At 63.7% G+C, this 24,735-nt stretch carries 27 protein-coding genes; 12 read left to right on the plus strand and 15 right to left on the minus strand.

Features of this window, described 5'->3' with window-relative positions; translation table 11 throughout:
• Positions 1-2: 2 nt before the first annotated feature.
• Both KY495_RS00700 and KY495_RS00705 read right to left on the minus strand, forming a co-directional pair.
• Positions 3-1,625 (minus strand): GMC family oxidoreductase, encoded by a 1,623-nt coding sequence (locus tag KY495_RS00700; RefSeq protein ID WP_219881878.1) that lies wholly within the window; start codon positions 1,623-1,625, stop codon positions 3-5.
• Positions 1,622-2,122: a hypothetical protein gene (locus KY495_RS00705; protein ID WP_229518449.1), complete on the minus strand. Its 501-nt coding sequence runs from the start codon at positions 2,120-2,122 to the stop codon at positions 1,622-1,624. The genes KY495_RS00700 and KY495_RS00705 overlap by 4 nt, the downstream gene beginning before the upstream one ends.
• 129 nt (positions 2,123-2,251) lie before the next feature.
• On the opposite strand from KY495_RS00705, the gene KY495_RS00710 reads away from it, so the two are divergent.
• Entirely contained in the window at positions 2,252-2,947 is a 696-nt protein-coding gene (locus tag KY495_RS00710; RefSeq protein WP_219881880.1) for a hypothetical protein, read from the plus strand.
• Between the two features lie 44 nt (positions 2,948-2,991).
• On the opposite strand, the gene KY495_RS00715 is transcribed toward KY495_RS00710, so the two are convergent.
• A complete protein-coding gene (locus tag KY495_RS00715; protein ID WP_219881881.1) occupies positions 2,992-3,744 on the minus strand; it encodes an RNA methyltransferase in 753 nt (250 codons plus the stop codon).
• 178 nt (positions 3,745-3,922) lie between these two features.
• On the opposite strand from KY495_RS00715, the gene KY495_RS00720 reads away from it, so the two are divergent.
• From KY495_RS00720 to KY495_RS00730, 3 genes are all read left to right on the plus strand, one after another.
• Positions 3,923-4,702: an inositol monophosphatase family protein gene (locus KY495_RS00720; protein WP_219883996.1), complete on the plus strand. Its 780-nt coding sequence runs from the start codon at positions 3,923-3,925 to the stop codon at positions 4,700-4,702.
• A 213-nt stretch (positions 4,703-4,915) separates the two neighbouring features.
• Entirely contained in the window at positions 4,916-6,283 is a 1,368-nt protein-coding gene (locus KY495_RS00725) for a DEAD/DEAH box helicase (RefSeq protein ID WP_219881882.1), read from the plus strand.
• A gap of 132 nt (positions 6,284-6,415) precedes the next feature.
• On the plus strand, positions 6,416-6,862 hold the full coding sequence (locus KY495_RS00730) for a MarR family winged helix-turn-helix transcriptional regulator (protein ID WP_219881883.1): 447 nt from the start codon (positions 6,416-6,418) through the stop codon (positions 6,860-6,862).
• Positions 6,863-6,875: 13 nt separating this feature from the next.
• Here KY495_RS00730 and KY495_RS00735 read toward each other — a convergent pair whose 3' ends face one another.
• Positions 6,876-7,376, minus strand: a complete 501-nt coding sequence (locus tag KY495_RS00735) for a GNAT family N-acetyltransferase (RefSeq protein WP_219881884.1) — start codon at positions 7,374-7,376, stop codon at positions 6,876-6,878.
• Between the two features lie 50 nt (positions 7,377-7,426).
• Here KY495_RS00735 and otnI point away from each other — a divergent pair, with 50 nt between their 5' ends.
• Positions 7,427-8,206, plus strand: coding sequence for a 2-oxo-tetronate isomerase (otnI, locus tag KY495_RS00740; RefSeq protein WP_219881885.1), 780 nt, complete (start codon positions 7,427-7,429; stop codon positions 8,204-8,206).
• Positions 8,207-8,262: 56 nt separating this feature from the next.
• On the opposite strand, the gene KY495_RS00745 is transcribed toward otnI, so the two are convergent.
• Both KY495_RS00745 and KY495_RS00750 read right to left on the minus strand, forming a co-directional pair.
• Positions 8,263-8,577, minus strand: a complete 315-nt coding sequence (locus KY495_RS00745) for a hypothetical protein (RefSeq protein ID WP_219881886.1) — start codon at positions 8,575-8,577, stop codon at positions 8,263-8,265.
• On the minus strand, positions 8,574-11,048 hold the full coding sequence (locus KY495_RS00750) for a M43 family zinc metalloprotease (RefSeq protein WP_229518450.1): 2,475 nt from the start codon (positions 11,046-11,048) through the stop codon (positions 8,574-8,576). The genes KY495_RS00745 and KY495_RS00750 overlap by 4 nt, the downstream gene beginning before the upstream one ends.
• A gap of 429 nt (positions 11,049-11,477) precedes the next feature.
• On the opposite strand from KY495_RS00750, the gene KY495_RS00755 reads away from it, so the two are divergent.
• The 3 genes from KY495_RS00755 to KY495_RS00765 all read left to right on the plus strand — a co-directional run bounded on the left by KY495_RS00755 (position 11,478) and on the right by KY495_RS00765 (position 13,270).
• Entirely contained in the window at positions 11,478-12,329 is an 852-nt protein-coding gene (locus KY495_RS00755) for a hypothetical protein (protein WP_219881887.1), read from the plus strand.
• Positions 12,330-12,344: 15 nt separating this feature from the next.
• Positions 12,345-12,803 carry a hypothetical protein gene (locus KY495_RS00760; RefSeq protein ID WP_219881888.1) on the plus strand — a complete coding sequence of 153 codons (459 nt, stop codon included), beginning with the start codon at positions 12,345-12,347 and terminating at the stop codon, positions 12,801-12,803.
• A gap of 104 nt (positions 12,804-12,907) precedes the next feature.
• Entirely contained in the window at positions 12,908-13,270 is a 363-nt protein-coding gene (locus tag KY495_RS00765; RefSeq protein ID WP_219881889.1) for a TraR/DksA family transcriptional regulator, read from the plus strand.
• A gap of 63 nt (positions 13,271-13,333) precedes the next feature.
• Here the strand turns inward: KY495_RS00765 and phbB are convergent, their stop codons facing one another.
• On the minus strand, positions 13,334-14,110 hold the full coding sequence (phbB, locus tag KY495_RS00770; protein WP_219881890.1) for an acetoacetyl-CoA reductase: 777 nt from the start codon (positions 14,108-14,110) through the stop codon (positions 13,334-13,336).
• 129 nt (positions 14,111-14,239) lie between these two features.
• Here phbB and KY495_RS00775 point away from each other — a divergent pair, with 129 nt between their 5' ends.
• Positions 14,240-15,094 carry a universal stress protein gene (locus KY495_RS00775; protein WP_219881891.1) on the plus strand — a complete coding sequence of 285 codons (855 nt, stop codon included), beginning with the start codon at positions 14,240-14,242 and terminating at the stop codon, positions 15,092-15,094.
• A gap of 117 nt (positions 15,095-15,211) precedes the next feature.
• On the opposite strand, the gene KY495_RS00780 is transcribed toward KY495_RS00775, so the two are convergent.
• The 5 genes from KY495_RS00780 to KY495_RS00800 form a co-directional block, all read right to left on the minus strand.
• The gene (locus KY495_RS00780; protein ID WP_219881892.1) at positions 15,212-15,769 is read right to left on the minus strand and encodes a hypothetical protein; all 558 of its coding nucleotides are present in this window, start codon (positions 15,767-15,769) and stop codon (positions 15,212-15,214) included.
• A gap of 84 nt (positions 15,770-15,853) precedes the next feature.
• Entirely contained in the window at positions 15,854-16,717 is an 864-nt protein-coding gene (locus tag KY495_RS00785; RefSeq protein WP_219881893.1) for a zinc-dependent peptidase, read from the minus strand.
• Positions 16,718-17,731, minus strand: coding sequence for an LLM class flavin-dependent oxidoreductase (locus KY495_RS00790; protein ID WP_219881894.1), 1,014 nt, complete (start codon positions 17,729-17,731; stop codon positions 16,718-16,720).
• 9 nt (positions 17,732-17,740) lie between these two features.
• Positions 17,741-18,496: a glutathione peroxidase gene (locus KY495_RS00795; protein WP_219881895.1), complete on the minus strand. Its 756-nt coding sequence runs from the start codon at positions 18,494-18,496 to the stop codon at positions 17,741-17,743.
• A 189-nt stretch (positions 18,497-18,685) separates the two neighbouring features.
• On the minus strand, positions 18,686-19,300 hold the full coding sequence (locus KY495_RS00800; RefSeq protein WP_219881896.1) for a winged helix-turn-helix domain-containing protein: 615 nt from the start codon (positions 19,298-19,300) through the stop codon (positions 18,686-18,688).
• Positions 19,301-19,646: 346 nt separating this feature from the next.
• On the opposite strand from KY495_RS00800, the gene KY495_RS00805 reads away from it, so the two are divergent.
• From KY495_RS00805 to KY495_RS00815, 3 genes are all read left to right on the plus strand, one after another.
• Positions 19,647-19,916 carry a hypothetical protein gene (locus tag KY495_RS00805; RefSeq protein ID WP_219881897.1) on the plus strand — a complete coding sequence of 90 codons (270 nt, stop codon included), beginning with the start codon at positions 19,647-19,649 and terminating at the stop codon, positions 19,914-19,916.
• A 189-nt stretch (positions 19,917-20,105) separates the two neighbouring features.
• Positions 20,106-21,140, plus strand: a complete 1,035-nt coding sequence (locus KY495_RS00810) for an OmpA family protein (RefSeq protein ID WP_229518451.1) — start codon at positions 20,106-20,108, stop codon at positions 21,138-21,140.
• 68 nt (positions 21,141-21,208) lie between these two features.
• Positions 21,209-22,129 carry a YihY/virulence factor BrkB family protein gene (locus KY495_RS00815; RefSeq protein WP_219881899.1) on the plus strand — a complete coding sequence of 307 codons (921 nt, stop codon included), beginning with the start codon at positions 21,209-21,211 and terminating at the stop codon, positions 22,127-22,129.
• 190 nt (positions 22,130-22,319) lie between these two features.
• Here KY495_RS00815 and KY495_RS00820 read toward each other — a convergent pair whose 3' ends face one another.
• From KY495_RS00820 to KY495_RS00830, 3 genes are all read right to left on the minus strand, one after another.
• Positions 22,320-23,552 carry an AI-2E family transporter gene (locus KY495_RS00820; protein WP_219881900.1) on the minus strand — a complete coding sequence of 411 codons (1,233 nt, stop codon included), beginning with the start codon at positions 23,550-23,552 and terminating at the stop codon, positions 22,320-22,322.
• Positions 23,553-23,634: 82 nt separating this feature from the next.
• Positions 23,635-23,946, minus strand: a complete 312-nt coding sequence (locus KY495_RS00825; RefSeq protein WP_219881901.1) for a BON domain-containing protein — start codon at positions 23,944-23,946, stop codon at positions 23,635-23,637.
• A gap of 113 nt (positions 23,947-24,059) precedes the next feature.
• Entirely contained in the window at positions 24,060-24,611 is a 552-nt protein-coding gene (locus KY495_RS00830; RefSeq protein ID WP_219881902.1) for a hypothetical protein, read from the minus strand.
• Between the last annotated feature and the right edge of the window lie 124 nt (positions 24,612-24,735).

Consider the following 24,735-nt stretch of genomic DNA (forward strand, 5'->3'; position numbering starts at 1 on the left):
GACTAGGCGGCCACCAGACGCGCGGCCGGCTTGCCGGTCAGTTCCTGCGCCAGGATGCTGGCCAGGCGTGCGGTGATGCCATAGATGGACAGCTGCGGATTGGCGCCGATCGAGGTGGGAAACAGCGAGCCGTCGTGCACCGACAGGTTGCTCACGCCGTGGTAGCGGCCGTTGGCGTTGACCACACCGAGGTTCTCGTCGTCCGACATGGCGCACCCGCCCATGACATGGGCCGAGACCACGCGCGTGATGAGCGGCGCAAAGTCGAGCGACTCGATGCCCTTTTTCGCCGCTGCCCAGGTGCTGTAGCGATCGGCCATTTCATGCACCGGCTGCACGGTTTTGGCGCCGGCCGCAAACTGGATTTCGGCCATGGAGAGCATGGAGCGCTTGACGCCGTCCCAGACAAAACCGGTAATCGGATAATCGAGCACCGCCGCCCCGCCGCTGCCCAGCTGCACGGTGCCGCCCTGCGACTGCTCGTGAAAGCCGTCGCGCAGCAGGGCAAGCAGGGCATGCACGTGCGGGTACTGGCGCATCATGTCGGCGTGCGCCTGGCCATAACCGGCCATGGTGGTTGACAGCAGCAGCGGATGCAGGGGCGGCGCTTCGAGCTTGTAGCCGATCGGCCCGTCAATGGCCTGGGTGTCGAGGAAGTGGTCGGAATAAATGGTTTGCGGCGCGCCCGCATAGCCATCCACGCGCTGCTCGAAGATGCCGGCCGAGATCACGGTGGGATGCAAGAAGGTACGCTTGCCCAGCAGGCCATGCGGGTCGGGCGCCTTTGAGCGCAGCAGCAGGCCGGGCGAATTGATGGCGCCTCCGGCCACCACGAAGTGCCTGGCGCGTAGCACGATGGTGCGACCGGTCGGCGCCAGGCCGTCGGCATCGAGGGCCGTGACCACCAGGCTGTCCACGCGCTCGCCCTTGAACACCAGGCGCTCGGCGCGCGCATGGGTCAGGAGCGTGGCCTTGTGCTCGAGCGCGGCGGGGATGGTGGTGACCAGCATCGACTGCTTGGCGTTGGTGGGACAGCCCATGCCGCAGTAGCCCAGGTTCCAGCAGCCCTTCACGTTGCGCATGATGGCGGCGGCGGGAATACCCAGCTGCGCGGCGCCGCGCTTGAGCAGGTCGTTGTTTTCGTTGGGCGGCGTGAGCCAGGTACTCACGTGCAAGCGCTGCTCCATCATGAGAAACCACGGGGCCAGCGCTTCGGCGCTGTAGCCGGCCAGCCCGAAATGCTTCTGCCAGTATTCGAGCGTGGGGGTGGGCGTGCGGAAGCTGGACGTCCAGTTGACAGTGGTGGAGCCGCCCACGGTGCGGCCCTGCAGGATGTTGATTGCCTTGTCGCGCGTCTTGCGCGCCGCCGACTCCTGGTACAGGGTCGGATAGGCTTCTGCCTCGCGCATCTTGAAGTCCCGGGAAGACTTGAGCGCGCCCTCCTCCACGATCAGCACCTTCAGGCCCGAGCGGGCCAGGATTTCGGCCGTGACCCCGCCACCGGCACCGCTGCCGACAATGACCACATCCGCTTCCATGGTGCGGTCGGATGTGAGCGTGGCCGCATCGGTGACGCTCCAGCCGCCTGCCACGCCGGCCTGGATCGGATCAGGAATCACACTCATGCCAGCTCCTTCATGGGGCCGGGATAGCCAATGCTGTCCCAGGTGGAGGGATCGGCGTACCATGCGCCGATGATCAGGTCGTGCAGGGCATGGTAAGCCGTTTGCAGCATGTCGAGCCGGTGGAAGCGCCACGCCTGCAGGAACTCGCCCACCTGGTCGGGCCGCGCCGCACGCCAGCCGCCGGACACGCCCGTGAGCAGGCGGCGCGCGGGCGCCAGGGCCAGCAAGCCAAACAGATCCTGTACTTCCTTCTGGGCGGCCAGGGGCAGGCCCAGGATAGCCTGGTGGACGCGGCCGGTGGTGGCGACGATGGCAGTGGTGCGGGCGGCCCCGTCCACGGGCAGGGCGCCGGCGAGCATGGCAGGGACGATCGCGTCGAGGGCGGCCCTGGCTTCGCCATCGAGCACAAAGCGCTGCAGGGGGCTGGAAGCCTGGGTGTAGCGATACAGCCCGCCACCGGCGGCAAGCGTGACTGCCGCCAGCGCGCCCACTTTCATGAATGTCCTGCGATTGGTCCCCATGTCCCTGATTCCATGTATTTTTTTGCTAGTGTACGCCAATCCGGGAGGCGGATTTGCCGGGAAACTAGAGTGATCCGTCTACTCGTTTCTGGTACAACGTCAGTCATGAAGAAAGACATTCTGGCCCAAAAACTGGAACAACAGCTCAGGACCGTGGCCGCCGAGCGCCTCGCTGCCAAGCGTGAACCGGGCTTGCTGGCATCGCGCACGGCGCTCAAGCAGTATCAGGCGGCGCGGCTGGCCAGCTCGCATGCGGACCTGCTGGCCCACCCCAATACCGGCGACGCGGCCAGGTTCTTCCTCGAAGAACTGTATGGCTCGCAGGACCTGAGCCAGCGCGACATTGACCTGGGACGCATCATCCCCACGCTGCAAAAAATGCTCACCTATGAAGCGCTTCACACGATCACGGACGCGATCGTGCTCGACGCGCTGTCCGAGCAGCTCGATACGGCCATGGCGCGCGTGCTGGGAACGGAATTTACCGAAGGCATGTACATTGCGGCCTACCGCACGGCCACCACGCGCGAGGAGCGCTTGCGGCAGCTGGACCTGGTGCAGGAACTGGGCGGCTCGCTGTGCGACCTGGTAAATATTCCCCTTCTGGCAATGACGCTCACCATCATGAAGGGACCGGCCAGGGTGGCTGGCCTGTCGAATCTGCACAAGTTCCTGGAACGGGGATTTACCACGTTCAAGAAAATGCGCAAGCCGCGCGACTTCGTTGCCACCATCGTCGCGCGCGAACGCCAGGTGATGGAAAACATCTTTGAAGGCCGGATGGATTCGTTTGGCCAGTAGCGTGCCCATCGGTCCCGGGCGGGCGCCATGGCAGTGCTGGCCAGCTACTTGGCTGCCTTGATGATTTGCCGCGCAATGCCGCGCAAGATATTGACTTCTTCCGTTTCCAGCTGCGTGCGGGAAAACAGGCGCTTCAGGCGCGGCATGAGTTTCTTGGGATTGTTCGCATCCAGGAAATCGATCTGCACCAGCGCCTGTTCCAGGTGGGCAAACATGCCCTCGATCTGCTCCAGGCTGGCCGCGTCGCCATGAAAGCCGATATTGCTGGCCGGCGCCACCGCGCCATCGGCCACCCGGCATTCATAGGCGAGCACCTGCAGCGCCTGGGCCAGGTTGAGCGAGGAATAATCGGGATTGGCGGGAATATTGATCAGCACATTGCACTGCTCGACGATCTGGTTCGGCAGCCCGAACCGTTCATTACCGAAAATGAGCGCGGCCGACAGCTCGCCCTGCCCCGCCACGTGGCCTGCGAATTCGCGCGGCGTCCATACCGGTGGCGAGAATTCGCGGAGCCGGGCCGAGACCGCGGCCGCAAAGTTGCATCCTTCCAGCGCTTCGGCCATGCTGCTCACGGTACGCGCGCCTTCCAGGACATCGAGCGCGCCGCTGGCAAAGGCGATGGCTTCGGCATCGCGCGTCATGTCCGGGAAGCGGGGATTGACCAGCACCAGCTCGCCAAAGCCCATGGTTTTCATGGCACGCGCTGCAGCGCCAATATTGCCGGCGCGGCTCGTTTCGACCAGGACGAATCGGAGGCGCTGAAAAACAGAAGTGGGTGTTTGGGGCATGTTCATTTAAAATAGCGGCATCGCGCAGGTTCGGGCAAGTAAAACAAGGCTTATCAAGGCCGCGATTTTACCCAGTTCGCTGACGCACCGCTCTTTAATTCATTCTTATTCTCTATCGTTTGCTGCGCCCGCCCGGGCGCTGTGGGCGTTAGCGTTCTCTTACCGGAAGCCAAACATGCACCCAATGCTCAACACGGCCATCAAGGCCGCCCGCCGCGCCGCCACCGTCATCCAGCGCGCCTCGTTCGACGTCGACCGCCTCAGCGTTACCGAAAAACAACACAACGATTTCGTGACCGATGTGGACCAGGCGGCAGAACAGGCCATCATCGAGACCCTGCTCAAGGCCTATCCCGAGCATGCCATCCTGGCCGAGGAATCGGGTGCTTCTTCCAATTTGAACGATGAGAGTGAATTCGCGTGGATCATCGACCCCATCGATGGCACCACCAACTTCATGCACGGCTATCCCAACTATTGCATTTCCATCGCCCTGTCCCAGCGCGGCGTCATCACCCAGGCCGTGGTGTACGACCCGGTGCGCAATGACCTGTACACCGCGACCAAGGGCGCCGGCGCCTACCTCAACGACAAGCGCATCCGCGTGACCAAGCATGACCGCCTGTCCAACACCCTGTTGTGCACCGGCCACGCGGCCGGGCCGCGCGCCCTCGAAGACTACATGCGCATGTACAAGGCGGTGGCCGAGCGTTGCCAGGCCGTGCGCAGTTCGGGCTCGGCCGCGCTGGAACTGGCCAACGTGGCTGCCGGGCGCAGCGACGGCTTCTACGAAAAAGGCTTGAAGGCCTGGGATATCGCGGCCGGTGCGCTGCTCGTGACCGAAGCCGGCGGCATCGTTGGCGAGTTCAATGGCGAGTCGGCCTACCTCTACAAGGGCGACATTATTGCCGCCAGCCCGAAGGTGTTCGGGCAAATGGTGACCCTCCTGTCGCCATTCGCGTAAAATACGGCACTAAGTTGTAACGGGAGTCACAAATGATTCCCGCACCCACCTTAAAATTTCCACAGCGAAATCCATTTGGTTTAGACTTGCTGTTGTGATACTGCATTGCCCGGTGGCGCTCTCCCAGTGCCTGCGCCACCACGGATTCTTAATTCGATTGCCTGTGACTGGCGCCCTATTGCGGCGGCGGGCCGATCTCACCATAAAGCTAACATGTCCTTTTCTCAACTCGGCCTGTCCGATGCCATCGTTCGTGCAGTGACCGAACACGGATACACCGTCCCGACCCCGATCCAGACGCAGGCCATTCCGGCCGTGCTCGCTGGCGGTGATTTGCTCGCGGGTGCGCAGACCGGTACGGGCAAGACCGCCGGTTTTACGCTGCCGATCCTGAACCGCCTGTCGACCGACAAGGTGGGCGCGGCCCTGACCAGCAAATCGTCCACCCGTTCCGTGCGCTGCCTGATCCTGACCCCGACCCGCGAACTGGCGGCCCAGGTCGAAGAAAGCGTGCGCGTCTACGGCAAGTACACCCAGCTCAACTCGGCCGTCATTTTCGGCGGCGTGGGCATCAACCCGCAGATCAAGCAGCTCAAGCATGGCGTGGACATTCTGGTGGCCACGCCGGGCCGCCTGCTCGATCACATGGAACAGCGCACGGTGGACTTGTCCCGCATTGAAATCCTGATCCTGGACGAAGCCGACCGCATGCTGGACATGGGCTTTATCCGTGACATCAAGAAGGTGCTCGCTGCCCTGCCGCCGAAGCGCCAGAATTTGCTGTTCTCGGCCACCTTCTCGGACGAAATCAAGGCCCTGGCCGATGGCCTGCTCAACAAGCCGGCCATGATCGAAGTGGCGCGCCGCAATTCGACCGTGGAAGTGATTTCGCAAAAGATTCACCCGGTGGACCGCGACAAGAAGCACCAGATGCTGTCGCACCTGATCAAGACCCACAAGTGGACCCAGGTGCTGGTATTTACCCGCACCAAGCATGGCGCCAACAAGCTGGTGGAGCAGTTGAATGGCGACGGCATCGGTGCCATGGCCATTCACGGCAACAAGAGCCAGTCGGCACGCACCAAGGCGCTGTCGGAGTTTAAGGATGGCCAGCTGCAAGTGCTGGTGGCCACCGATATCGCTGCCCGCGGCATTGATATCGACCAGTTGCCGCACGTGGTGAACTATGACCTGCCGAACATTCCGGAAGACTATGTGCACCGCATCGGCCGCACCGGCCGGGCCGGCGCGACCGGTGAAGCCGTGTCGCTGGTGTGCGTGGACGAGCACATCATGTTGAAAGACATCGAAAAGCTGATCAAGCAAACCCTGCCACGCGAAGTGATTGCCGGCTTCGAGCCCGATCCCAATGCACGTGCCCAGGCCATCCAGCTGCGCAGCGGGGCCCCGGGTCATCGCAATGGCGGTGGCCGCTCCGGCGGCGGTGGCGGCCAGGTGGTCAAGGTGGGCGCGGGCCGCAATACGGCCAAGCCGCGCAGCGCCGGTCCTGCAGGCGGTGGCGGCGGCAACCGCGGCCCCCGCGCCGCGCCAGCCCATCGCTCCGGTGGCCGTGGCCGCTAAGCCGGGCGACTGAAGTGGAAACTGCCCCCGGCCTGTCCGGGGGTTTTTGTTGGTGCATGCTGCTTGCCTCGCTTGCGCGCAAGCAGATCCTGGCATACACTTGACCACTCAAGCATTTATGAAGGATTAATCATGCATCAGCAAACTACTGCCACCGATTTTTGCCTGCGGCTGGCGCGCGCGCACGCCGTGCTGGTGCGCCGCTATGACAATGCGCTGGGCAGCCAGCACGGCATCAGCTTTAGCGACTTCCAGCTCCTCAATCACCTGGCGCGCGCCCCGGGTGGACGATTGCGGCGGGTGGACCTGGCCGAACGGGTGGGCCTGACCGCCTCCGGCGTCACCCGCACCCTGCTGCCGCTGGAAAAGATCGGCCTGATCACGCGTGAAGCGGACCCGCGCGACGCCCGCGTCGGCTATGCCGTCATCACAGCTGCGGGGCAAGAGCTGGCAGGCAATGCGACCGATGTCGTGGACCTGGTCAGCCGCGAAGCGGTGCGCGGGCTTGCACCGGAGCAGACCGTGGCCATGGCCACCGTGCTGGGCGACATTGCAGGGATGCATTCGACGAACAGCTAGCAACAGCCTCACATCAAGCCGGGCTCTCTGTTGCCGGATTGGGGATGGCAAGCCCGCGTTTGACGCAAGTGCCAAGGTCGATGACAAAATGGGCTTCATCACCGGTGCTGGCCAGGCTGCGCTGCCAGCCGCGTGCGGTATAAAAGTGCTCGGCACGGGTGCCCGTGCCGGTATAGAGCTGCGCGCTGGCATGGCCAATCCCGTGCAGCCAGGCGCAGGAGCGATCGAGCAGTCCGGTGGCCACGCCCTGCCCTTCCCAAGCCGGCTGGACGAACAGTGCCCAGATCGACGCATCCACCTGGAGCGCGTAACAAAAGCCGATCAGCTGCAGCCGACAAGCCGCGCCCGCTTCGCACACCCAAGCGCGACCGAGCTCGTCCATATAGTCCCGGTACATCTGCGCGGTCACCCGGGCCGGCTCGGTCAGTACGTTCTCCGTCACTGCCAGGCGGATCGCCGACATGGCCGGGATATCGGCCGGCCGGGCCAGCCTGAAATGCAAAGGTGCGGTCATGGCGAGATGGATCATTGTGATGGCAGCATTCTGCCAGTTAAGATAGCGCCATGCCAAAATTTGCCGCCAATCTCAGCTTGATGTTTGCCCACCTGGACTTTCCCGACCGTGTCAAGGCAGCGCGCGATTGCGGCTTTAAGGCCGTGGAATGCCTGTTTCCCTATGCCTGGCCGGCCGAGGTGCTGGCCGCGGCACTGCGCGAACACGGGCTGGCCCTCGTGCTGCACAATCTGCCTCCCGGTGACTGGGACAAGGGCGAGCGCGGCATGGCTTGCGATCCAGCCCGGGGTGACGAGTTCCGCGCCGGCGTGGCGATGGCGGCCCAGTACGCGAATGCGCTCGGGGTCAAGCGCCTGCACTGCCTGGCCGGACTGCTGCCGCCCGGGGTGACGCCGCAGGCGGCGCGCGCCTGCTATATCGAGAACCTGCGCCATGCCGCACGCGTGCTGGCGCCGGACGGCATGGCGCTCCTGATCGAGCCGATCAACACGTTCGACATGCCCGGCTACTTCCTCACGGGGAGCGATCAGGCAGCCGACATCATTGCCGCCTGCGCTGAACCCAATCTGTTCATGCAGTTCGATATGTACCACCTGCAGCGCATGGGCGAAGATGTCGGGGCGGCCCTGCGCAGGCACTTGCCCCTGATCGGCCACATGCAGCTGGCCGACGTTCCGGGCCGCCACGAACCGGGTACGGGCGAGATGGATTATCCGGCCCTGTTCCAGCTGATCGATGCGCTCGGCTACGATGGCTGGATCGGCTGCGAATACCACCCGCTGGGCGACACGGCGGCCGGCCTGCGCTGGCTGCGCAAGTGTCAGCCTTGACTGACCGCGCCGGCGCGGGGGCACCGCACCGGCCGCCCCTCGCGCCGGCGCGTACCCTACTGCGGACGCAGCATCAAGCGCTCGCCACTCGCTTCCACCACCTCGTAGGTCTGCCCTGCACGCTCCCCTCCTTCAAAGCGCACCAGATTGGGCGCGAGCGCCGTGACGCTGGCCGTGGCGTGCCGGGTCCGGTCATCAGGGCCCGGCATGCCGGTAGTGACTTCATCACCATCAAACGCCAGCGTTTCACGCCCCCGGCGGCTGGGCGGGAATGGAAACGACTGGCTCGGCCGGAATACCAGCAGGCTGCCCTGGTCTTCCTCGAACGAATGGGTCCATGCGCCTGCCAGCGCCCCGGTCTGCCCGTTCATTGGACACTCGTCGAGGCCATCGGGATGAAGTCGCGCTGCGCTGCAAACTGCGGCAGTTCCAGTGTTGCCAACGGCGCGTCAGCGGCTTGTTCCTGCGGCGGCTGCACGGTCCTGAAGGCCGAGACGATTCCTCCCATGTATTCGTAGCCGGTGACGGAGGGGCCCCAGCTGCTGCCGTTCCACCACTTGTGATACAGCGCGCTGTCGGTACCGGTGAGGAAGACGTCGAGCCGGTTGGGTCCCCAGGCGACTACCCGTGGCGCCGAGGTGGCCACCCCACCCATGGCCTCATAACCGGTCAGCGACGGCCCCCATGCCGAGCCGTTCCACCACTTGTGATAGAGGGCGCTGTCGGTACCGATGACAAACAGGTCGAGCCGGTTGGGTCCCCACGACACCGCTTCGATGTCGCCGACGCAGACGCCACCCATGCGTTCAAAGCCGTTCACGGATGGCCCCCATGCACTGCCGTTCCACCATTTGTGGTACAGCGCGCCGTCGGTGCCGGTGACGAACACATCGAGCCGGTTCGGTCCCCAGGACACGGCGCGCGGGGCCGACATGCAGATGCCGCCCAGCCGTTCGTAGCCGGTCAGCGAAGGCCCCCAGTTTGATCCATCCCACCACTTGTGATAGAGCGCGCGATCGGTGCCGACGACAAATACGTCGAGCCGGTTCGGACCCCAGGAGACGATTTCCGGCTGGCCCACGCACACGCCACCCATATTTTCATAGCCGGTGAGCGACGGCCCCCAGCTGCTCCCGTTCCACCATTTGTGATACAGGGCGCGGTTGGTCCCCAGCACGAACACATCGAGCCGGTTCGGTCCCCAGGAAACGATGCGCGGGTCGCCCATGCACACGCCGCCCATGTTTTCGTAGCCGCTCAGCGACGGTCCCCAGCGCGAGCCGTCCCACCACTTGTGATACAGGGCGCTGTCGGTGCCGGTGACGAAGACATCGAGCCGGTTCGGTCCCCAGGCCACTGCCTGCGGCGTGCTGGTGCAGACCCCGCCCATGCGTTCATAGCCGGTCACCGAAGGGCCCCAGCCCGCGCCGTTCCACCATTTGTGATACAGGGCGCGGTCGGTGCCGAGCACAAAGGCGTCGATCCGGTTCGGCCCCCATGCCACGACCGGCCCCGAACTCGGCCGCGTGGCGCCCGCGCCCAGGCCTATCGTGCGGCGCGGCCCATCCAGGCAGGCTTGCATGCGTGCCACCTGGCCGGCCGAAAACATGACCATGGCGCGGTCGTCGACATAGTCCATGTAATTCATGTACATGTCGCCATTGGGCCCGTTGCTGCACGATACGCGCGGGAAAGTGGGGGCGCCGGTGTTGGCGCCGCCCTGGTTGGGCGTGTCGCCGACATTGTCGCTGCCGCCACAGCCGGTGCCGTCGTCGCCCCAAATATGGTTGAGATTGAGCCAGTGGCCGATCTCATGGGTGGTGGTGCGGCCCAGGTTGAATGGCGCCGCGGCGGTGCCGTTGGTACCAAAGCCGGTATGGGTCACCACCACCCCGTCGGTGGCAGCCGGACCGCCCGGGAACTGGGCGTAGCCCAGCAGCCCGCCCCCAAGCTGGCAGACCCAGATATTGAGGTAATCCGCCGCCGGCCAGGCATCGAGCCCGCCGGCGGCGCTGCTCTTGACCAGGTCGTCGTCCGAAAACTGGGCGATGCTGGTCTGGCGGCGCTCGATACCGGTGGTGCTGTTGCCGGCCGGATCAGTGTGGGCGAGGTAGAACTCGATCCGGGCGTCGGTCGCCAGCGGCAGGAAGGGTGCCGGCGTGGTGTTGACATCGGCATTGGTGCGGCGGAAGTCGCGGTTGAGCACATCGATCTGGCTGTTGATCTGCGCCACCGAGATATTTTGCTGGGCCGTGTTCCAGACCACGTGCACGACCACGGGGATGCGGGTGATGCCGGTACGCTCGGCGGTGCGGGCCCCGGTTTCGTACAGCCGCGCCTGGTTTTCAATGCGGTCACGGGCGCGCGCGTAGTCGGGCATCGTTGATAACAGGCGCCGGTGCACTGCCATGGTGGCACATTTGCGCACCGGCGGCGCGTCTTCCGTGCTGCCGCGCGCATCATGCTGGCCAGCGCCACCGCTGCCATTGCCGCCGTTCATGCCATTGCCGCCGCCATGGCCGCCTCCCTGCCCTTCCTGGCGCCCCCCATCCATGCGCTTGCCGGGCATGTCCTGAGCGCGACCAGCTGCCGCCGGCGCCACCATGTCGCCGGAGGGCATGGCCGCGATGTCTTCGCGCGCATACAGGCCAGGCATGCCGCGCTCATCCGGCGCGCCGCTCACCTCGGTCTCGCCTGGCATGGCAAAGCCTTGGGCGCCACTGTGCCCATTACCCTGCTCTGGCGTGGCCGCTGCCTCCGCAGGATGCTCGTGCGACTCTTCAGAACTGCCGATGCATGCGTCAGTGGATACTGAAGCGCTTTTTGCCGATTTCGTTTTCATGTCATCCCTTTCGTCTGTTATGCCTTTCGTCCCTTGTCATCCGTGGTCCCCACAATCGGTCGTGACTGCGCCACTGCCGGTAAATACAATCTACTCTTCACGTGTGGTTAATCTGCTATTTATTTTTTAATGAAAAAACGAACTTCATAGATCACGTCTACCAGGCGAAGTCATCGCTTCTGCCACGCCCTTGAACAGCATGCCGGGCGGTTTTTGACCAGGAAAATGGCGACGCCGCCAGCATCTGGCGAGGCACCACCAGAGCAGCCGATGTGTCGCAAAATTGCAGCAATTTGCGGCGCGAGGGTGTCCAGTAACCTTACATTGGATGAGGTCGCTTTTGACTTGACGCGGAGCAAAATGGGGCCATCCGGGTAGCGCAAGAATGGGATTCCCGCATGCCACTTTCGCGCATGCCCGAAAGGTCCCATGAACGCTTGCCGCTCCCTCGCCGCCCTTGCCCTGCTTGCCACCTCGCTGCTCCTGGGCGGCTGCGCCAGCACCAGCGTCAGCCTGGTGGAAGTGCGCGAATTTGCCAGCGCCTCCACCAAACTGGGCGGCTATGCGGAACTGTCGAAGCGCTACCGCGACACTTACCAGCGCGAAAAACCCTATCTGACTCCGCTGACCGAACGGATGGCAAAGGAAAACGATGTCAAGCGCCGCGCCGCCTACGACGACTTTGCCAGCGCCCAGAAGGCGCTGGTGCTGTACATGCAGACATTGAGCGTATTGGCCAGCGATACCCGCTACGACCTCACGCCCCAGCTTGACGACATGGGCAGCGGCATCAAGGCCCTGGCCGGGAGCGGCATGGAACAGAAACACGCGGTGGCCTATACCGGGCTGACGCGCCTGCTCACCCGCGTCATTGCCTCCGGTTACCAGGGCCGCAGTGTGGAAACCATGGTGCGCGACGGCGAACCCCACGTGCGCGTGCTGCTCGACGGCATGATGGCCCTCACCCGCCTGTACAGCAAAACGCATGAAAACGAGAAAAAGACCGTGCTCGGCATTTTTGATGTGGAGATACCTTTCGCCAGCAAGCCGCAAGACCGCATGCTGGTCACCATGGCCAAGGTGCATTACCAGGACAAGGTCAACGAATACAAGGCGCTCGACAAGCGCTATGACCTGGCCATGCAGGGCCTGACCAAGGTTGCGCTGGGCCACCAGAAGCTGCGCGAGCGGCTGGACAAATTGCACACGGACGAGGTGCGCCACATGCTGGCCGACTATGCGCGCGACCTGCGTCTGATTTACCTCGGCCTTCATCAATAATTCCAGGGAGTGCATATGAACAGCGAACCATCCGGCCTGGCCACGGCCGTACAAATCGAAGCGCTGGCCGACCAGCTCACGCTGGCAGCGGACGAACTGCACGCGCGCGTGATGAAGTCGATCAAGGCCCACAAGGATGGCGCCATCAGCGAAGCCGAACAGGCGGTCGCGCGTTTGCTGCTGGAAGATGAGCTGGTCCTGCGCCAGCGCGCCAACGGCTTGCTGGCGGACGCCGCCAGCTACGTGGTGGCATCACTCGGCCAGTCACAACAGGCGGTCATGCAGCTCACTGCCGACGCTGCCGAAAAAATCCGCAAGATCGAACGCCTGCGCGATATAACTGGCCTGGTCGGTGGCCTGCTGATGCTGGCGGGAGCCGCCGCCACTGGCAAGGTGCCGGCCATCATCACGGCCATCGAGCGCGTGAGCAAGCACGTGCAGCGGGTCAAGGCCAGCACACCGGCCAAGGATTGAGGAACAGGCCACGCCCGCGCCGGCATCGCGTGCGTGGCGCTCCCGCCCTCCGTGGAACGCGCTACACTGGATAGAGCGTGCCATTTTTTTTCACGGAGTCCATCATGAACGGTCTCGACGCTACGCAGCTCGCGCTGCTCACTGCCCTTCTCGAACGCCGCCATGCCGAACTGAACGGGCAGGAGCGCGTGCACAGCCAGGCCGACGCACGCGAACTGGCGGTGCAGGAAATCGAAACGTCGCCGGCAGACAAGGCCACGGTACGCCTGCTCAACGAACTGGCGCAGGAGGCGGCCGGCCTGCATCACCAGCAGCTGCGCAGCGTACGCCATGCGCTGGCCAAAATTGCCGACGGCAGCTTCGGCCAATGCGAGGAGTGCGGCCACCCCATTGGCTTTTCGCGCCTGCAGGCCAGGCCCGAAGCGCGCCTGTGCATTGCCTGCCAGACGCGCGCCGAGCGCCCTTAAGTGCAGCTCAATGGTGCCTGCTCATCACAGTGTCAGCTTCCCCTGGTGTCAGCTCCCCTGGTGTCAGCTCATGTGCTGCCCACCGTTGATGGCGATATTGGCGCCAGTGACAAAGCCTGCTTCCTGGGAAGCAAGATAGGCCACCAGAGCCGCCACCTCGTCCGGCTCGCCCAGCCGGCCCATGGGAATTTGCGGCAGGATCTTTTGTTGCATGATGTCGTCGGGCACCGCCATGACCATCCTGGTGCGCAAATAGCCTGGCGAGACGGTGTTGACGGTAATGCCGTGGCGCGCCACCTCCTGCGCCAGCGACTTGGTAAAGCCATGCATGCCGGCCTTGGCAGCGGCGTAATTGGCTTGCCCGAAAGCGCCCTTTTGCCCGTTGACGGATGAAATATTGATGATGCGTCCCCAGCGCTGTGCCAGCATGGGTTCGATGGCCTGGCGGCTCATGTTGAAAACGCTGTCGAGATTGGTGCGCAGGACGTCGTGCCAGTCCTGCAGCGCCATCTTGGCCAGGCTGCGGTCGCGGGTAATGCCGGCATTGTTGACCAAGACATCGAGCCGTCCCATGTCGGCCAGCAAAGTTTGCATCATCCATTCGGCCTGGGCAAAATCGGCCACATCGGCCTTGTAGGCGCGAAACCGGTAGCCGTCGTCGCGCTGGGCCGCCAGCCAGCCTTCCGGCGCCGTGTTCGATGGCGAATACGTTGCCGCAACCCGGAAACCGGCATCATGCAGCCTGCGGCATAGTGCCGTACCCAGTCCACCCATGCCGCCGGTCACCAACGCCACACGTTGTACAGCCTCTCCTGAAGGGCTCACCCCTGTCTGTTCCATGACACTTCCTTTTTTATTGGTAGGAGGCCAAGTCTAGGAGGGACGAGAACGCGTAATATTGAGCAATGTCAAAGCTGCCGCGATCTGGTTTAACATGATGGTGATCAATCCTAGCCAGAAGGTAGCCTGATGCCATTCAATACTATTCTTGTGCATATCGATGACAGTCCCTACCTGGCGCGCCGGGTCGATGTGGCGGCCGCGCTGGCGCCTCCCGGGGGGCACCTGATCGGCGCTGCCGCCACCGGCGTATCGCGCTTCCTGTACCACAGCATGCCGCCGGAACAGGATGACCCCACCCTGGCCCTGCACCTGGACATGCTGCGTGAACAGGCGCGCACGGCCCTGGCAAGCTTTAGCCAGCGCTGCGGCGAACTGGGTGTGGCATCGTTTGAAGAACGCATTGTCGACGACGATACGGCGGCCGGCATCAGCCTGCATGCGCGCGCCGCCGACCTGGTGGTGGTGGGCCAGGCCGAGCCCGATGGCAAGCCGGCCAATGCCGAGATTCCCACTGCCGTCATCACCCACGCCGGGCGCCCCGTGCTGGTGGTGCCCTGGGCGGGCGGGCTGGCCGGCGCCGGCCAGCACATCCTGGTGTCCTGGGATGGGGGGCGTGAAGCGGCGCGCGCCATGCAGCTGGCGCTGCCCTTGCTCAAGGCGGCGCGCAGCGTGTCCATTGCCGTGTTTGAAATGCCCGCCACCGCCCATACGGCAGCCGATGCGCTGGCGGCCGATCCGCGCCCATGGCTGGCCAGGCACGGCATCGAGGCCGAGTTATCGGTGCATGCGGTGGAACATCATATGCGCCTGTCGCGCCGCCACGAAGTAGGCGAACGCCTGCTGTCGCTGGCCACCGAGCGCGGGCACGACATGCTGGTCATGGGTGCCCACGGGCATTCGCGCCTGCGCGAGTCGCTGCTGGGCGGAGTCACGCGCACGGTGCTCGCGTCGATGACCGTGCCGGTCCTCATGGCGCACTAGGCAAGATACCGGAAGCGCATCGGGGCGACGGGTAGCGCGGTGGCGCGGTGGCGCGCTGGCGTTAACGCAAAAACGCTTCCGCAGAAGCGTTCTTGCTGGCTGCGATGCTGCCCCCGCTTAGTGGTACAGCTTGGGCAGGCTGGTGGGATCGAAATCGGTCCAGTCGCCATTGCGGATGGTGCCGCGTGCCCGCTCGATCTGGTCCGAACCGAGGCGCTGCAGCACTTCGAGCGCGCGCTGTTCGTCCGCTTCCTGCTCGAACGCCACTGCCACGATCATGCCCGCATGGCGCTGCACGAACTCATTCTTGACGCCGCCTTCTTCTTCCTCCCCCGCTTCCTTCATCTTGGAGAAACTGAACAGGGAACCCACGTGGGCACCCACCAGCCCGCCAATGACGGGACCGGCCGGGCCGGTAAACGGGGAAGTGGCCAGTCCGACCGCGGCGCCCACTGCACCACCGGTGGCCAGGCCTTCCACCACCCCTTCCGGTGACTCCTTGGCGCCCGGGGACGTGATGTTGTCGCCGCCAATGGGGGTGGCATCATGCTGGCCGGGCTGGCTCAGGTAGAAGCTGCTGATCTGGTCTTCAGCGAATCCAGCGCGCATGAGCTCGATTCTAGCCTGCTCGACTTGGTCCTGAAGTTGAAAGTGTCCTGCAACGATGGTCGACATGCTGAATTCCTCCTGCGTAAATGAGCTTTCAGGATGCGCCTGTCGCCTTGCTTTTTCTGTACGCCAGCGCACCTAGCAATTGCATCATTGCCATTGACCATAACCGCCGGCGGCCCAGGGCGACGGCTCCGGCTGGGGCAGCCAGGCGCGCGGGTCCACGCGGTAGAACTTGAACAGTTCCTGGTACAGGGCGCCATGCTGCTCGGACAGTTGCCACGGCTTTTCAAAAAAGGTTTCGGTGGCCACGGCGAAGAACTCCGCCGGGCTGGTGGCGCCGTAATGGTCCATCACGCTGTGCTGGCGGTACAGGGCGTCGGCCTGCAGGCTGGCAAAGTCGCGCGAGAGCACGGCCGACCAGTTGCGGTAATTGTCTTCGCTGCCCAGGTAAGGCGCACCATTGTTGCTGCCCGATTCACTGTCGAGCTGGTGGGCAAATTCATGCAGGACCACATTCTGGCCGTCGGTCCAGTCCGCTGCACCGCGCTGCACGTGGTCCCACGACAGGATCACCCGTCCGTCGCCCCAGGATTCGCCCAGCAGGTCCTGGCGCTCCTCGGTCACCACGCCCGCTTCGTCCACCTGCTTGCGCGGCACCATGAATGCGCTCGGGTACACCAGCACCGCATGCAGACCGGGATACACCCGGGTGGGCCGGTTGAGCAGCAACAGGCAGGCCTGGCCGGCAATGGCCACCCGCATCTCGTCCGTGATCTCCAGTCCCGCGCAGCCGACAAATTTTTTTTCGTGCAGAAATTGCTGTATCAAGCCGTGCAGCTGATGCTGGAGATCACCGGACATCTGCTGGTAAATCGGCATGGTGCGCAGCAGCGTCGCGCGCCACGCAGCCGGCAGGGGACGGGCACGCACGCGCTTCACGCGCCAGCCCGGCAAGATGAACGCGAGCGCAATGCCCGCGCTTGCCACGGCAATCAAGAGCAGCACATCCATTCAGGCTTCCTGCTGAAGATGGAATTCCCGGGCGAGCAGGCGGTAGGAATGCAGCCGCACCTGCGGATCGTGGGCCCAGGTATTGACGACAATATGGTCGAGACCGAGACTTGCCGCCAGTGCCCGGATCTGCGCGGCCACTTCCGGCCCGGTGCCCACCAGGGCATTGACGCGCAGCTGGTCTATGCGAGCCTGTTCGGCGGGGGAAAACGCATATGCGGCCGCTTCGTCCGGCGCCACCAGCGGACCGAGCAGGCCCTGCTCGAAGCGCACGCGCCAGTGTTCGCGCGTCATCAGCTGGCGCTCCGCCTCGGCCGTGCTGTCGGCGGCCAGCGCCCACACGCAGATGGTGGGACGCGCGCTGGGGAAGCGCTCGCTGGGGCGGTAATTCTGCCGGTACAGGTCGAGCGCCTGCTCCACGCCCAGGCCATCACTGAAGAAATAGGCAAAGGCATACGGCAATCCCAGGTGGGCAGCGAGCTGGGCCCCGTACCCGGAACTGCCGAGAATCCACATTTCCGGACTGGTCGGCCCTTGCGGCTGGGCCGTGATGGCACGGTAGGGATGGCCTTCGGGCAAGCGCTCGCCATCGAGCCAGCGCTGCAGGTCCGCGATCTGGCGCGGGAAATCATCGGCCGAGGGGCTGGCATGGGGATTGAGGGCGCGCGCTGTCAGGCGGTCGGACCCGGGCGCGCGGCCCAGGCCGAGGTCGATGCGCCCCGGCGCGATGGCTTCGAGCACGCGGAACTGCTCGGCCACCTTGAGCGCCGCATAATGGGGCAGCATGATGCCGGCACTGCCCACCCGGATCCGGCGCGTGGTGGCCGCCACGGCCGCCATCAGCACTTCCGGCGCGCTGCCCACGATGCTGCTGCTGTTGTGGTGCTCGGAGAGCCAGTAGCGTTCGTAGCCGAGGCGGTCGCACGCGCGCGCCAGCGCCAGCGAGGCGGTGATGGCATCGGCCGGGGTGCTGCCCTTGGCGGCGGGCGACTGGTCGAGGACGGACAGTTTCATGACGGCCGATCAGGGGTTCTGGCGCGCCGTCTTGAACCAGTTCTCCAGGGCGTCTGCATTGCCGATCAGCTTGCCGCCCATGAAGACCTGGGGCCAGGTCGATTCGCCCGAGACGGCGCGCAGCACGCTGGAATTGATTTTCTGATCCTGGGAAATTTCAGTGAACTTGATATCGTGCGACTTGAGCGCTTCCTTGGCGCGCGCGCAATGCGGGCAGCCAGGCTTGGAAAACACGACCACAGGTTCGGGAATCTCGGCGGCAGGATTGATATGGCGCAGCATGGTTTCAGCATCCGACACTTCAAACGGATCGCCGTCTTTTTCAGGCTCGATGAACGCCTTTTCGATAATCCCATCCTTGACCAGCATGGAATAGCGCCACGAGCGCATGCCAAAGCCCAGGTTGCGCTTGTCCACCAGCATGCCCATGCCCTCGCTGAAGTCGCCATTGCCGTCAGGGATGACGGTAATGTTCTCTGCATCCTGGCCATGCTTCCACTCGTTCATGACAAAGGCGTCGTTGACGGCCATGCAAATGATGTCGTCGACCCCGTTTTGGCGGAAGACAGGCGCCAATTCGTTATAGCGGGGCAAGTGCGTGGACGAGCATGTCGGCGTGTAGGCGCCGGGAAGGGAAAACACGACGACGGTCTTGCCCTTGAACAGATCGTCAGTGGTGATGTCCTGCCACTGGTTGTCCGGGCGGGCCTTGAACGTCACCTTGGGTACGGGTTTGCCTTCCAGCGATTCAGGGGTCGGTAGCATGACGGTATTCCTTTCGATATAGGGGGCGGGAGTGCGCCCGGCTTGCCATTCATGCACAAGTGGGGCCCCGCAACAGGATTTCAATCACCTTGCAAGGCTTGCCTGCAAGATATTTGCAGCCACAATGGCGAAAGCCCGGACCAGCCGGGCTTTTACGACAGGGAAGGCATCCGGCCGGATGCCCTGCCATCAGGACTGCTGTTCCTTGTTGGCCGAAGGCGCGGCGCCAAACAGGGCGGCGACCAGCGGATCGCGGGTGACCGGGCTGCGGTTGACGCGAATGGCATAGTGGGTGTCATCGGCCAGGATATGGAAGTGACGGCCGGTGCCTGCCATGCTTTGCTCGCGCAGGCCTGGACGCTCCTTGCGCGGGGCGGCACCTTCACGCTTCGGCTGCACAATGGCTGCCAGGAATGCCTTGACGCGCTCAGGGTCGGGCGAAATCTGGTACACGGCCTTGCCCAGGTAGGTGGCGGTGCCTTCAATATAGCGCGCCAGTTCGATAACGCCGGCTTCGCGCAGGTCACGGATGTACTTGCGTGCGCCGGAAGGCGAGAATTTCAGGAACCATGCGATCTCGTCGGCCAGCATTTCGTGGGTGGACAGTTCGCCAATCAGTTTTTGCATGTTCTCGATACGACGCTGCGTGGCCGAGGTGGAGCGCACACGCTCGATGGGTGCCATCGAGATGGGTGGGCGTTCCGCTGGCTGTGGCGCGACGCGTTCGATGAGGGAAGAATTTGCGGTGTGAACTGCCGTCAGATCGCCTTGTGCCACGTTACGCTGGTTGTTTGATGCATGCATGTTGAGTACTCCGTCAGAGAAGATAGTCATTGGACCGGTCCCGGCTCGTATCGTTTGACAGCCTGACAACACAAGGGTTCCGTCCTTCTTGGGAGCATATTGCCTGCGCCAGATCAACAGTTCTGTGCGCCATCGAACGTTCGAGCACAATTTACTTCCGCCCGTCATCTTTTTTAAGATTTGCAAAATCGCCACAGCAGATCGCTGCAATGTGCGTTGACGTACAGATGAGGGTGACGGGAGTACGTACTCTGGCCCTGTTCGCGCGATAGTGCGTGTGCAACGAAAAATCGAAGTCCAGTCCGCCTGCCATATGGCATGTGACACTTTATAAAAGGAAACCACCATGAAAATGACCACCCTCTGTGCCGCACTGCTGGCTGTCGCCACTCTGTCCGCCTGCGAAAAAACCACCGTCAACCCAGCACCAACCGTCGTGACCCCGGCCGTTGAAGTGCCAGTTGCTGCCCCGGCGCCCGTCGAAGTACCCGTACCGGTACCAGGCCCTGCCGGTGAGCCAGGCGCTCCCGGCGCCACCGGTGCACCTGGCACCCCAGGCGAGCCAGGCAAGGATGGCGACACCGTCATCGTTGTGCCAGAAAACAAGCCTAACTAAGACTCCGGTCTAGTTCCCAGGCGCCGCCGCCTCCTTCGGGACGCGGCGGCGTTTTGCTTTCCGCAGCGTTTTACACGATTTTTGCCTCAGCCCGCAGGCCACGCTGAACTCATCCCGTCCTCCCCCAGTCGAACAGGGCACGCAATTGCGATGTCGCCTACACTTTTTGACAACAATAGGGGAGTTTTCGTGAAAAAAATCCATCAGACCGTCAGCGCCGTCGTCCTGTCCTGTTGCCTCGCCTCAGCCCTTGCACAGGACATGGTCAATCCCTCCTGGTATTTACAGCCCCATGTGAGCGTGGCCCGCCCAGACCCCGACTTCGGCGTGGACGAACGCGACTACGGCGCGGGGATGCGACTTGGCAAACCCGTGCATCAGCACTGGGATATGCAGGTCGCTCTGAGCCAGCTGCGCGCCGAGGATGCAGGGCGCCGCTACCACCAGACCCTGCTCGAACTGGACGCCCTGCTGCTGGTCTCGCGCGGGCATTTCCGCCCTTTCCTCCTGTTCGGCCTTGGCGCCCAGCGCGACAAGGTGGAAAACCCGCTGCGCAGCGTGGGCCGCAATTCACCGTTTGCCACTGCGGGGCTGGGGTTCCAGTGGGCCATGGGTGATCGCTGGTCCATGCAAGCAGACTTGCGTACCGTGCGCGGCTGGCTGCGCGACGAAGAACTGTTCGGCATGAGCCGCAGCAATAATAAATACTTGTCCTTCGGCCTCAACTACGCACTCAGTCCCCCGCCGGCACCGCCGGCGCCGCCCCAGCCTGCTCCGGCCCCGTTGCCCGCCGCCCCCGTGGCGGAGACGCCACCACCACCGCCCCCACCGGCACCGCCGCGCTTTGAAAAAGTCACCTTGTCGGCCACCGAGTTGTTTGCGTTTGACAGCGCCAGCCTGTCCCTGCCCCAGCCGCGCCTCGATGCCATTGCCGCGGCGCTGCAGGCAGACCCCGGCATTACCGACGTCGACATCATCGGTTACGCCGACCGCCTCGGCTCTGCCGACTACAATCTGCGCCTGTCCGAGCGGCGCGCCAACGCCGTGCGTGCCTACCTGATCGGCAGGGGCGTCGACGGCGGCCGCCTCCAGGCTCACGGGCGGGGCGAGGCCAATCCTGTCGTCATCTGCGACAACAAAAACCGGCAAGAACTCATTCAGTGTTTGGAACCGAACCGACGGGTGGAGGTCGAGCAGATTACAGTGGAGCGTCGCGTGCCCTAGCACGCCGTCCGCTGCCGGGCCTTGCGGGTACGGGGCCGGATGCCTTCCACTACCGAGGAGAACTACCTATGCTGCAGATCACGGACTGGCGCCCCTATTCCAAGCAGTTGTTCAATGTAATGAAGTGCGCGCTGGACCAGTGGTTCGTCCACCGCGCCTCAAGCAAGGGGGCTGCCCTGGCCTTTTACACGGCGTTCTCGATCGCCCCCATCCTGGTGCTCGTCATCGCCGTGGCGGGATTTTTCTGGGGCGCCGAGGCTGCCCAGGGACAATTGCTCGCCCAGTTGCGCGACCTCATGGGTCCGCAGGGGGCGGAAGCGGTGCAGCTGGTCCTGGCCGGCGCCCGGGACCAGGAAAGCGGAATCTTAGCCACCGTCATTGCCACCGTGCTGCTGCTGGTGGGCGCCACCACCGTGTTCGCCGAGCTCAAGGACAGCCTGGATGAAATCTGGAATGTGCCGCCACCGAAAGGGGCGACCTGGTGGGTAGTGCTGCGCACCCGCCTGCTCTCGTTCGGCCTCATCCTCGTACTGGCCTTTCTGCTGATGGTCTCCCTCGTCGTCAGCGCGGCCCTGGCCGTGGTGGAAGGCTATGTCAGCGGCATGTGGCAAGATGCCGCAGTGCTGCTCGGCTGGCTGGCCTGGCTGATCAGTTTTCTCGTCATTGCCGTGCTGTTCGGCGTCATTTTCAAGCTGCTGCCGCGCATCAAGCTATCCTGGCACGATGTGACCATCGGTGCGCTGGGCACGGCGGCCATGTTTATTCTGGGCAAGGGCTTGATTGGCCTGTACATTGGCAACAGCGGTGTGGCGAGCAGCTTCGGCGCGGCCGGTTCCGTCATTGCCATGCTGCTGTGGGTGTACTACTCGTCCCTGGTGTTCTTTTTCGGTGCAGAATTTGCCCGTCAATATGCCCTGCAGCTGGGCAGCCTGCGCAACAAGCCTGACGAAGTGACGGGCGCCGCCAAGGTGACCAAGCTGCGGCAATAGAGATGCCGGGCGCGCGCCAGTGCGGGGCGCGCCCGCGCGGGCAAGGCATGCAAGCATTGGACTGCTGGGAGCTGGCGAGTCCTCTGCGGCACGTATTTGCTGTACGCATGTGCCGCACGCATCTGCCGCACCGGGTACCGGCGGGCGTCTTGCTGGCAGCGCCTCGGCCGCACGTCCCGCAATGTCGCGCTTATTCGCCCAGCAGTTCGGCCACCACTTCCAGCCCTTCGACGCGTTCGGCAACCACCTTGATCATCACCACGATCGGTACACCGAGCAACAAGCCCCACACCCCCCACAACCAGCCCCAGAACAGCAGGCTGACAAACACGGCCGCCGCATTCATCTTGGCGATGCGCCCCGTCATCCAGGTGGCAATGAAGGTGCCGACGAGGGTGGCAATGGCCAGCGAACTGCCGGTGACGAGCAGCACCATCTTGAGCGACTCGAACTGCATGAAGGCGGCAAGGCCGGTGGCCGTGGTGATGAGAAGCGGCCCAAAATACGGCATGATGTGCAACAGCCCCGCCACAATGGCCCAGGCACCGGCATTTTCCAGCCCGATATAGCGCAGCGCGATCCACATCATCACGCCCAGCAGCACATTGGTCACCAGCAGCATGAACATATAGGCCTGGATGGACGTATTGATGTCGTCCAGGATGTGCACCGTGACTTTCTTGCGGCTCAGTGAAGGGCCGGTCAGCTTGACCAGCTTGCGCTTGAAGGTATCGCCCGCCAGCAGCAGAAAGAAGACGAGAAAGACCACCATGGTGGCCTGGGTGACGAAGCCGATCAGGCTCATGGAGCCTGCCAGTACCCAGTCCATCACCTTGAAGCTGCTGCCGCCGCCGGCCACGGGCGTGACTTCCTTGCGGGACGGGGATTTCTTGTCATCGATGCCGGCGCTGGCCGTGGCCTGCTCGATCTGGTTGGCGGCCGCCTGGACCTGGGCAATGGTGCTGGGGGTGCCATTATTGGTGTCGCGCATCAGCTTGGTCACCTTCTGGGTGATGCGCGGCAAGTCGTCGATGATATTGAAAAATTCACCCTGTACCCGGTGCAGCACGCCCGCCATCACGCCCAGCAAGGCGACGGTGACAAACAAGGTCCCCACCGCCCGGTGGATTTTGATTTTTTCCAGCCAGCTCACCACCGGATTGAGGGTATAGGCAATCAGAATTCCCAGCAGCAGCGGCACCAGGAATTCCTGGGCCCACTGCAGGGACCAGATGAAGGCGATGGTGGCGATGCTGCCCAGCGCCAGGCCGCGTGCATTGACATGAACCGGAAAGCGCGTGCCGGTGCCGCCATCGGTACTGTCCGGACCATCAACGGGGGCTGGGGTAAACACGGGCGGCTCCTCCACCTTCACGGAGGCAGGAGTGGGGGGCGCGGGAGTCTGGCTGTCTGCGAGCTGCATGATGTCATTCAAAAAAGAGGAACCGGCCGCGCGCAAAAAACCGGCCGCTGGGGCCGGCGCAGGTCATCGCGGCAGTGGCGGCTTACTTGACCCGAACGTCGTTCTTGACCGATGTTACACCCTTCACGCCCTGGGCGATCCGGGCTGCCTTGGCGGCATCGCCCGGATCGGTTACAAAGCCCGACAGCTGGACGTCACCCTTGTAGGTTTCCACATTGATTTCCGATGCCTTCAGCGTCGGCTCGTTAAAAATGGACGCCTTTACCTTGGCGGTGATCACGGTGTCGTCGAGGTACTGGCCGGCCCCGACCCCGCCTCCGGTAGAGGCGCAGCCCGACAGGGCAAGCAGGGAAGCGGCGAACACGGCGGTGGCGAGGCGGTGGGCAATGGTCATGATGGGCTCCAAAATCAAGGTCAGGAAATGCCCGCAAGCGGCGGGCGTGGTTAAGTTAGCAAACAGCACTGCGCTTTTTACTGTGCGCCGGCGCTGCCGTCAATCAAAGCTGTCTATTTGGCGAATTGCGTCTTGGCCGCTGCCACGCAGCCATCCTTGGCGGCACCGGCGAAGGCATCACATTTTTCCATCGCCACCTTGAACTCGGCTTCGCGCTTGTCTTCACGCGCATCGGCCCTTGCTTCAATGGCGCGCTTGTCCGCCTTGGCATCGGCCTGGGCCGCCACCAGGGTGGCCTTGGCCTGGGAAACGCAGACGTCCTTTGGATTGCCGGTCAGTCCTGCGCATTTGACCTTGTCCAGGTCATAGTGTGCCGACGCGATTTTCATGCGCGAAGCAGTGTAGGCTTTCAGCGTATTCTTGTACAGGGCCGTGGCTTCTTCAACCGTGCGCACCTGCGCCGCCTTCGCTTCTGCCACACAAATGTCCTTGGGATTGCCGGTAATCAAGTCGCAGCGGGCGCGCGCGACCTTGTAATCGGCCTTGGCACGGTCCTTGGCATGGGTATAGGCAGCCTTGGCTTCGGCGCTCGGGCCTGCGTGAACGAGGCCGGCACCGGCCAGGGCCAATGCCACCAGGGTGATCTGTAAGCTCGTATGTGTCATGTTGTTCTTCTCCGTGAAAGGTGCTGTTACCGTTGTACGGGATTTGGCCGCTCGTATCTGTACGGTGCCGAACACAAACAATTTTTCAAATGCAACGGCCATTGCCCAGCCCTGCACTCGGTGT

This window comes from Massilia sp. PAMC28688 (assembly GCF_019443445.1).
Taxonomy (GTDB): Bacteria; Pseudomonadota; Gammaproteobacteria; order Burkholderiales; family Burkholderiaceae_D; genus Telluria_A.